We start from the raw sequence: 9296 nt of genomic DNA on the forward strand, positions 1-9296 counted from the left end.
GACCCCATGGACATGAGCGGCATGGACCACGACACCATGGACATGAGCGGCATGGACCACGACACCATGGACATGAGCGGCATGGACCACGACACCATGGACATGAGCGGGCCCGCCGGGATCCCGCTCGCGATGGGCGCCGATGACGATCGGGACGGTCTCGAGATGGACGCCTGGCACCTGGTGCTCGGCCGAGGGCTGCCCGGGTGGCCCGCCGGCCTGGTGCTGCGGGTCACCCTGCACGGAGACGTCGTGACCGCTGTGGAGACGCTCGCCGACGCGTTCGGCAGCGCGAGTGCCGACCCGGTCGAGCGTTCGGCGTTGCTGGCCGACGCGGCCGCTACCGTGCTCGACCTGGCAGGGTGGGCGACGGTCGCGGCTCGCTCGCGCCAGGTCCGCGACGGCCTGCTCGTTGGTCGCGACCCGACCCCGCAGGCTGCCGAGCTGGAGCGCCTGGCCCGGCGCGTGCGCCGGTCGGTGCTGCTGCGCTGGTCACTGGCGGGCCCGCGGCGGCGCGGGCAGGACGCCCGACCCACGCCGGGTCACCTGATACGGCTGCGGCTGCTGACGATGCTGGACACGGCGGCGGCCCTTCTGCGCGACCCAGCATCACCGCGGACTTCGTCCCACCACGACGACCTTGCCGACCTCCACGAGCTCGCCGTCGGGCAGGAGCTGGGCACGCTTCGTCTCCTGGTCGCGAGCCTCGCGCTCGACGCGCGGACGGTGAGCCATGCCTGACGTCACGCAGGCCGCCCCGGCCTGGGCCGCGCTGGGCCCGGTGGGGCTCGTCCTTTTCGCGACAGCCGGCGCGGCCGTGGCCGGGGTGTCGGCGACAAGGACGCGCGGCGGCGGTCTCCTCGAAGGGGTGACGGTCCCGCTGGCCGAGACCGCCAGGCTGCTTCGCCAGCGCCGCCGCATACCGGTCGCCGCAGACCGGGTGCTGTGGCACGTGGCGATCGGCGGCCTGCCGGTGGTCGCCGTGCTCATGGTCGTCGTGGTGCCACTCGGACCGTGGGTGCTCGCCGACAGCCCGGTGGGCGTCGTGTGGTTCAACGCGATGGACGTCATGCTCTGGGCCCTGTGGTGGCTTGCGGGGTGGGGACCCAACAGCGCGCACTCGCTCGTCGCCGGGCACCGGTTCCTCGGGCTCGCCCTCGCCTATGAGCTCCCCCTGATGTTCGCCCTGACCGCGCCGGCCATCGCAACGGGCAGCCTGCGGGTGGCCGACGTCGCCGCCGCTCAGCACGGCCTGTGGTTCGCGGTCTGGATGCCGGTGGCGTTCGCGGTGTACCTGCTCGCGGCGGTCGCGTTCAGCTCGTGGGGTCCGTTCGCGATCGCCGCGCACGTCGACCTCGCCGGTGGCGTGCTCGCCGAGACGTCCGGGATCGACAGGTGGCTCGTACTGACCGGGCGGCAGATGGTGCTGGCCGCAGCGGCACTGATGGCCGTACCGCTCTTCCTGGGTGGCGGAGCGGGCCCGCTGCTCGGCCCGGTTGCCTGGACCTTGGTCAAGGCCTTCGCGGTGCTGGTGGTCCTGGAACTCGTCGCCGGCCGGGTCCCGATGGTCCGTCCGGAGCGGTTCGCCGAGCTGGGCTGGTTGGTGCTGCTGCCGGCGACCGTGCTACAGATGCTCGTCGTGGCCGTGGTGGCGTTGCGGAGTGCCGCATGATCTCAGCAATCGTGTTGTGGGTCAGTGCTCTCGTCGCCGTGGCCGCGGGGATCGAGGTCTTCCGCACGGACTCGATGGCCCGCGCGACCTACGCCCTGGCGGCCTCGTTCGTGGCAGTCGGGGTGATGCTGCTCACCTTCGGCATGGACTACCTCGGAGTGATCGTCATCTTGATGATGGTCATGGAGATGGCGATCATGGCGCTCTTCATGATCATGCTGATGGGGATGAACCCGGCGCTGATGCCGATGTCCATGGTGCACGGCAAGCGCTCGGCCGCCGCGATCTCGGCGCTGGTGTTCGTGGGTCTGGCGGCGGCGGCGCTCCTCGTTCCCTGGCCGCTCGCGACCTCTGCCCCCGCCGGTGACCTCACCCGCAGCCTCGGCGAGGCCGTGATGGGTCCCAAGATGCTCGTGATGCTCACCGTGAGCCCCGTGCTGTTCTCGACGATCGTCGGCGCAGTGGTCCTCGGGCACCCCAGGGACCGCTACCAGCGTTACGGCGCCGACCTGGCAGCGGACCACCCCGACGACCCGATCGAGGGTGGGATCGGCCGATGACCCTCCCTCTGGTCCTGCTCGTCGCGGCCGCGCTGTTCAGTGTCGGACTGTGGGGGGCGCTGTCCCAACAGGTCGTCGTCATGGTCATGATGGGCATCGAGCTGATGATCAACGCCGTCATCCTGGTCGGCGGCGCGTTGTGGTGGTTCGTCAGCCCGACGCCGGACGGTCAGGTGCTGCTACTGGTCGTGATCGCCGCGATGACGGTGGAGATGGCGATGGGCTTCGCCGTCGCCCTGCTGCTGCACCGACGGCGCGGCACCGACATGACCGACATGGCCACGGAGTTGGACCGGTGAGCGGCGTCTGGCTCCTCGCGCTGGTCGGTCTGCCCACGCTGGTCGGTGCCGGGCTGCTCGGCACGGCGCTTCGTAAGGACGCTGCCGCGCGCCGAGCGACCGGCAGCAGCACGAGGGTTGCGGCCCGCGAACGGTCCGCCCCGGTCGTGGCGCTGGCCACCGCTGGACTTGCTGTCGTGCTCGCGGTCGTGGTGGCCGTCGGCCGCCCTGCGTTCGGGTGGTCCTTCGTGCCCGGGGGTGCCTTCGGGCTCGAGGTCGACGCCCTGTCCGCCGTGCTGCTCCCAGTCGTCACCGGCGTTGCGTTCCTGGTGCTCGTGGTCGCAGCCGCTGAGCGCATCGTCCCGACGGCACGCTTCCACGGCCTCATGCTGCTGTTCCTGGCGGCGGTCGTGGTCACGCTGACCGCAACCACACTGCCGGGCCTGCTGCTGGGCTGGGAGGTGATGGGCGCTGCGTCCTGGGCCCTGATCGGCTTCCACTGGCGTGACCCGGAGCGCACCTCGGCGGGACTGACCGCCTTCATGACCACCCGTACCGCGGACCTGGGCCTGTACCTGGCCGCGGGTGCGGCCGCGGCCGCGGCCGGTGCAGCGCGGTCCGGCGGAGACGTGAGCCTGGCGTTGGTCGACCTGCCGGGTCTGCCCTCGCCGTGGCGTGATGTCGTTGCGATCGGGCTGGTGGTAGCCGCCCTCGGCAAGGCGGCGCAGCTGCCGTTCAGCTTCTGGCTGTCCCGGGCGATGCTCGGTCCCAGCCCGGTGAGTGCGTTGCTGCACTCGGCTGCGATGGTCGCGATGGGTGGCTACCTGCTCCTCCGGGTGGAGCTGCTGCTGGCGGTCACGCCGTGGGTCGCATCGCTAACCGCATGGGTCGGGGCGCTCACCGCCCTGGCGCTGGGTGTGGTCGCCATGGCCCAGCGGGACCTCAAGCAGCTCCTGGCCGCGTCCACAGCCGCCCAGCTGGGCTTCGTCGTGCTCGCCGCCGGCGTGGGAGACATCGCGGGAGGCAGCGAGCACCTGGTCGGGCACGCGGCGACCAAGGCGCTGCTCTTCCTGGTCGCGGGCCTGTGGCTGTCCGCCCTGGGCACCAAGGACCTCCACGCGTTGGCCGGCGTGGGCCGGTGGTGGCGCCCGGTGGGCGCGCTGTTCACGTTCGCGGCTCTCACCCTTGCCGGGCTGCCTCCTCTGGGGCTGTGGGTCACCAAGGACCACGTGCTGGCCTCCGCCGCCGAGCGCAGCACCGGGCTCTACGTGGTGGGGCTCGCCGCCGCCGTGCTGTCCGCGGGCTATGCGGCGGTGGCGGTGCGCGCGGTCTGGCGCGGCCCGGCTCAGCGCCCCGACGGCCGCGCCGGCTGGGACAGCGAGGAGCAGGGGTCGCGCCACGTGCCGACCTCAGCCGTCCCCGCGTTGGCGGTGCTGGCAGTGGGGGCCCTGCTCCCGGTGGCGCTGCTGGTGCCGGAGGTGGCGGACGCCGTCGACGCCCTGCTGGGGGTCGGCGTGACCACCGCTCCCGGCACGGGCGAGATCGCGCTCTCCGCGGGCCTGTCGCTGGTGGCCTTCGGCCTGGTGCTACGACGGGTCCCGCGGGCGGTGCCGGGAGCGGCCGGGTGGTGGTGGCTGGCGCCCGTGGCACGCACCCTGGTGGTTCGACCCGTCGAGGCCACGGCGCGCGTCGCGGACCGGCTGGACCGCCGCCTGGACACCGCCGTCGCAGCCACGGCCGAGGCCGCCGTCGCGGTCGCGGTCGCGGCGGGCCGGTTCGACCTGACCGCGCTCGACGCCGGCGTGCACCGGCTGGCGCGCGGGGTCCGCTCAGCAGGCAGGACGGCGCTGCGCCCGCAGACCGGCCTGGTGCACCAGTACCTCGGTGCCGCCGTCGCAGTCGTGACGCTCGGCGCCGTCCTTCTCGTGATGGTGAGGCCTTGATGCTCTCGGTCGTGGTGTTCCTGCCGCTGCTCGGCGCCGCCGTCCTGGCCCTCCCCGGCATGGCTCCCTCGGTCGCCCGTGCGCTCTGGCTCGCGTTCACGGTGGCCGACCTGGTGCTGGTGCTGGTGATGGTCGCCGGCTACAGCTCCCCCGATCCCGGCGCTCTCGCGTTCGCCGAACAGGTCGACTGGATACCCGGCGCGGGCGTGTCGTACCACGTCGGGGTCGACGGCTTGTCGCTGCCCATGCTGCTGGTCACGGATGTGCTGTTCGTCGCGGTCGCGGTGTGGGCGCTACGCGGGACGGACCGCGTGCGTCGGCTCGCCGCGCTGTTCCTGGCCCTGCAGACCACCTCCCTCGGGCTCTTCGCCGCCCAAGACCTCATCCTGTTCTTCCTGTTCTTCGACCTGTCCATCGTCGCGATGTACGCGGTGATCGCCGGCTGGGGCCACGGCCAGGCCAAGCGCTCGGCGCTGCAGTTCTTCCTGTACACCTTCCTTGGTTCCCTGGCCCTGCTCGTGGGCTTCATCGGCCTCTACCTCGGGTCGGACCCCCATACGTTCGACATCCCCACCCTGGTGTCCCAGGCACAGGGTGGGGCGACGCTGGGCGGCGGACTGGTGCTCGGCTTGATCCTGCTCGGCCTGGCGATCAAGACCCCGACCGTCCCGTTCCACACCTGGCTGCCGCCTGCGCACACCGACGCGCCGGCGATCGGGTCGGCCATCCTCGCCGGGGTGCTGTTGAAGATGGGCACCTATGGATTCCTGCGGGTGGGCATGCCGCTGCTGCCCGACGTGTGGCGGTCATGGGCATGGGTCATCCTGGGCGTCGGGCTGGTCTCGGTGCTGTACGGCGCGCTGGTGGCGCTCGCGCAGACGAACCTCAAACGGATGATCGCCTACACCTCGGTCAACCACATGGGTTATGTGGTGCTTGCCGTGGGCGCGGCCGGCATCGCGGCACCGGACACGGCAACGGCGCGGGAGATGGCGATCACCGGTGCGGTCACGCAGATGGTCAGCCACGGTTTGATCACGGGCGCCCTGTTCCTGCTCGCCGGGGTGCTGCACGACCGTGCGGGCACCTACGAGATGGGCCGGTTCGGTGGTCTCGCCGCGCACGCACCCCGGTACACGGCGCTGTTCTCGATCGGGGCCCTGGCCTCCCTGGGACTGCCGGCCCTGTCCGGCTTCATCGCGGAGTTCCAGATCTTCACGGGCAGCATCGCGGCCACGTGGGTCGCCGCGCTCGCGCTGCCGGGCATTCTCGTGACCACCGCGCTGTTCCTGCGTGCGTTCCACCGGGTCTTCACCGGTCCGGACGGTGTGGCCACGGCCGGCTTTACCGATCTGGATGGGAACGAGACGGTCGCTGCTGGCGCCCTCCTGGCCCTCTCACTCGCCCTCGGGGTGGTTCCGGGTCCGTTCCTCGACCTGATCCGCCCCTTCGCCGCATCGGTGATCGCCGGGCTGGGCGGGTGATGGTCGTGACATCCGGTGGGAGCAGCCCGTGGTGAGTGGCCCCGACTACGCCGCCCTGGCACCGGAGGGACTGCTGGTGGCCGGCGCTGTCCTGGTCCTCCTGCTCGGGTCCTTCTTGCCACAGCGGCGCCTCCCGCTGACCCGCTGGGTCGCGACCGGAGCACTGGCGGCCTCCGCGGCATCGTCACTGTGGGCGGGCAGCGGGACGGTGTTCGAACACAGTTACGCCCTGGACCCCGCTACCGGCGCGGCCCGGGTGATCGCACCGTTGGCGACGCTCGCCGTCCTCTGGCTCGGGGCGGGCGAGTTGGGCCGGACCCGACGCGAGGCCGAGACCTACACGCTCATGCTTCTCGCCACCGCCGGGACGGTCGTCCTCGCTGGGGCCAGCGACCTCGCAGTGCTGGCCGCCGGGTACCTGCTCGTCTCGGTTCCCGTCTACGCCCTCGTCGGCCTACCGAGCACGGACACCTCGGCGGAGGCGGCCCTGAAGACCTACCTGCTCGGCGCGACCCTCGGGGTGACCATGCTGCTGGGCGCCGTCGTCCTGACCGGGCTGGGCGGCGCCACCGGTTACGCCGAGCTTCGCGACGGCCTCGCCCTGGCACCGCCGGCCGGGATCGCGCTGGGCCTGGCGGCGCTGCTGGCCGGGTTGGCCTTCAAGGCCGCGGCCGTGCCCGGCCACTTCTGGCTGCCCGATGCGGCCCAGGGCTCCTCGGTCACCTCGGCGGCGTTCGTCACGACCGTCCCCAAGATCGGCGCCGTGCTCGCCATCGCCCGGGTCGTCGACCTCCTCACGGGTCTGGCCGTCGCGGCCGGAGCGGCGGTGGCTGTGATCGCCGCCGCGTCGATGACCCTCGGCAACCTCGCCGCACTGGGTCAGGACGACGTCCGTCGGCTGCTCGGCTGGTCGGCCGTGGCCCAGGTCGGGTTCCTGCTCATGGCCTCCGCCGCCATCGCCGAGCCCGCCGCGCTGCCGGCGCTCGGTCTCTACCTCGCCGGCTACGCCGCGACCAATCTTGTCGCCTTCGCCGTGGCGGCCGCCTACCCCGAGCGACGGCGGATGGCGGACTGGGCCGGGGTCGCACGAGAGGACCCCGCCAGCGCGGCTGCGCTCGTGATCGCGATGCTCGGTCTGGCGGGCACACCGCCTACCGCGATCCTGTTCGGCAAGCTGACCGTGTTCACCGCAGCGTGGTCGGCTGGGCTGGTCTGGCTCGTGGTGCTCGCCGCGGTGCTCACGGTCGTGAGCCTGGCCTACTACCTGCGCTGGATCAGGGCCGCGTTCCGGGCCCCTGAAGGCGACCGCGCCCCGGGCGTGGCTGAGGTCGTCCGCTCGGCGCGCGCCGTCGCGGTCATCGGCGCAGGGGTGGTGCTGGCTCTCGGGATCGCTGCCGGACCGGTCCTCGCGGCGCTGGCCGGACCGCTCGCCCGGTGACGGTCGGTTGAGCCCCGATCGCCCCCGTCGCTTTCATCGAATCTTCACCGATTCTGCCGGCTAGGACCCGGACGGCCAGCGACCCTGACCGTATGCAACCGACAGCCGCACCCGTGACCGCGCCGCCCGCCGTCGCCGGGCCCCGCGCACACCAGGCGGGCGGGCCGCCACGTCGACGCACGGTGTGGACCGCGCTCACCGGCGTCTTCGGTGCCATCGTGGGCCTTGCACCCCATGTGCTGCACCACGTCGGCCCCCTGGTCGGCACCGCGCTCGTGGCGGGGGCGGGTGGCACGGTGCTGTTCGGCGCCCTCGGCCTGGCCGCGTCCGTACCGATGCTCGTGAAGCTCAAGCGGCGCTTCGCCAGCTGGTGGGCGCCCTCCATCGCCCTGGTAGTATTTGCCGCAATGTTCACCCTTTCCACCGTTGTCATCGGGCCGTGGATCAGCGGGTCCACCGATGCGGCCCGCCCGGCCGTGACCGAGGACGTGGACCACGACGTCCACCACGAATCGTGACCTCTGCTCAGGCCGACGGCGGCAAGGCCGGGAGCCCTCAGTCCCCACGTCGGCACGGCGACCCGGGGGCCAAGGCCGACCGCCGGCAGGACCCCTCCGGCACGCGTCAGCCGAGCCAGTCCGGTTCCGCCTTCTTCCAGTCGCCGCCCCCGGACCGGCCGGGGCGACAGGTGCGCGTGGTCCCGGCGAAGGTCGGGACGGTGCGACGAGTGCGGCCGGTGAGCCCGTCGACACGGGCGGAGGCGCCCACGGTGCAACGACCGCGCCCGGCGAAGCCCGCCGGGCCCCGGCCCACGCCGACGCCACCCACGCCGACGCCGACGCCGACGGACACCGCCCCGCGGGCGGAGGAGGGTCAGCGCGCACCCCAGGCTGCCGTACCGGACCCCGCTGACACGCCGCCGGCAACCGGGCCAACCTCTCGGCCTCCCACGCTCGCACGGAACCTCGCGGAGCACCCGCTCGCGATCACCGACCTCAGGTGCAGCCCGCTGGAGGACGTCGACCAGCAGTCGCTCGGTGTCACGTACTGGTTCGAGGCCGAGACCTCCGGTGACCCGTACCCCATGACGGTGCACCTCAGCGGGCACCGCACGGGCGAGGCCCCGGGGTCGGCGGGCAAGACCAGTTTCACGGTGACCTCGACGGTCGACCAGGTCGTACCGGGTTCTGGCCGGATCGCCGTCACCACCCGGGTGCCGAACGTGGCACCGGGCGAGTGGGAGGTCACGGCGACGCCCGTGCGACGCGCCCCAGAGGGCGCTGCCGCGCCGTGGGTCGAGGTCCGCTCCCCTCGGTTGACCCGTGCCACGACCAGGGGACGCACCGCCTTCACCGCCTTCGTCAACAACCTGGCGCCCGGCGTGTTCCTCGGGGCATGGCCCACCCTGGTGGGCACGGGGTTCGTCCTCGCCCTCGTGGTCCAGGCTCTCCTCGCCGGCCAGTTCGACCTCCCGCCGCTCCGGCTGTTCCTGCTCACGGTGGTCGCGAGCGCGCTCGGGCTCATCGGCGCGAAGGGCTACTACGTGCTGACCCATCCTGGGGAGCGGAGACGCCTCATCACCGCGGGGATGTCCGTCCAGGGCTTCGTCATCGTCACGCTGGGCACGTTACTGCTCGGCGCGTGGCTCCTGGGGCTGCCGCTGGGCCCGCTGCTCGACGTCACGGCCCCCGGGCTGCTGTTCGCGATGGCGGTGGGCCGCCTCGGCTGTCTGCTGGGCGGCTGCTGCGTCGGTCGACCCACCACCGCGCGGTGGGGCGTCTGGTCCTCGGACCGCCGCCTGGGTATCCGGAGAATACCCGTTCAGATCTTCGAGTCGACGTTCTCGGCCGTGCTGGGCGCGCTCGCGCTGGCGGCCGTCGTGCTGTTGCCGACCAGCGGCAGCGGTCTGGTGCTCCTCGCC

At 72.5% G+C, this 9296-nt stretch carries 9 protein-coding genes; all 9 read left to right on the plus strand.

The genetic code is table 11. The annotated features are described in order from the left end of the window. Positions 1-741 (plus strand): hypothetical protein (locus tag ACYC1Z_RS12400; RefSeq protein WP_461409837.1); only part of this gene is annotated, 741 nt, incomplete at its 5' end. Beyond that, positions 734-1672: an NADH-quinone oxidoreductase subunit H gene (locus ACYC1Z_RS12405; RefSeq protein WP_461409838.1), complete on the plus strand. Its 939-nt coding sequence runs from the start codon at positions 734-736 to the stop codon at positions 1670-1672. The genes ACYC1Z_RS12400 and ACYC1Z_RS12405, both read left to right, overlap by 8 nt. After that, a complete protein-coding gene (locus ACYC1Z_RS12410) occupies positions 1669-2232 on the plus strand; it encodes an NADH-quinone oxidoreductase subunit J (RefSeq protein WP_461409839.1) in 564 nt (187 codons plus the stop codon). Before ACYC1Z_RS12405 ends, ACYC1Z_RS12410 begins: the two co-directional genes overlap by 4 nt. Continuing rightward, positions 2229-2531, plus strand: coding sequence for an NADH-quinone oxidoreductase subunit NuoK (locus tag ACYC1Z_RS12415; protein ID WP_461409840.1), 303 nt, complete (start codon positions 2229-2231; stop codon positions 2529-2531). The genes ACYC1Z_RS12410 and ACYC1Z_RS12415 overlap by 4 nt, the downstream gene beginning before the upstream one ends. Positions 2532-2584: 53 nt before the next feature. Beyond that, entirely contained in the window at positions 2585-4453 is a 1869-nt protein-coding gene (locus ACYC1Z_RS12420; RefSeq protein ID WP_461409844.1) for an NADH-quinone oxidoreductase subunit 5 family protein, read from the plus strand. Further along, positions 4453-5937: a complex I subunit 4 family protein gene (locus ACYC1Z_RS12425; protein WP_461409845.1), complete on the plus strand. Its 1485-nt coding sequence runs from the start codon at positions 4453-4455 to the stop codon at positions 5935-5937. The genes ACYC1Z_RS12420 and ACYC1Z_RS12425 overlap by 1 nt, the downstream gene beginning before the upstream one ends. A gap of 31 nt (positions 5938-5968) precedes the next feature. After that, on the plus strand, positions 5969-7375 hold the full coding sequence (locus ACYC1Z_RS12430) for an NADH-quinone oxidoreductase subunit N (RefSeq protein WP_461409841.1): 1407 nt from the start codon (positions 5969-5971) through the stop codon (positions 7373-7375). 92 nt (positions 7376-7467) lie between these two features. After that, positions 7468-7893 carry a hypothetical protein gene (locus ACYC1Z_RS12435; protein WP_461409842.1) on the plus strand — a complete coding sequence of 142 codons (426 nt, stop codon included), beginning with the start codon at positions 7468-7470 and terminating at the stop codon, positions 7891-7893. Between the two features lie 218 nt (positions 7894-8111). Beyond that, positions 8112-9296, plus strand: a 1185-nt coding sequence (locus tag ACYC1Z_RS12440; RefSeq protein ID WP_461409843.1) for a prolipoprotein diacylglyceryl transferase family protein, incomplete at its 3' end; no start/stop codon positions are given.

The sequence above is a fragment of the Georgenia sp. genome, from assembly GCF_054605595.1.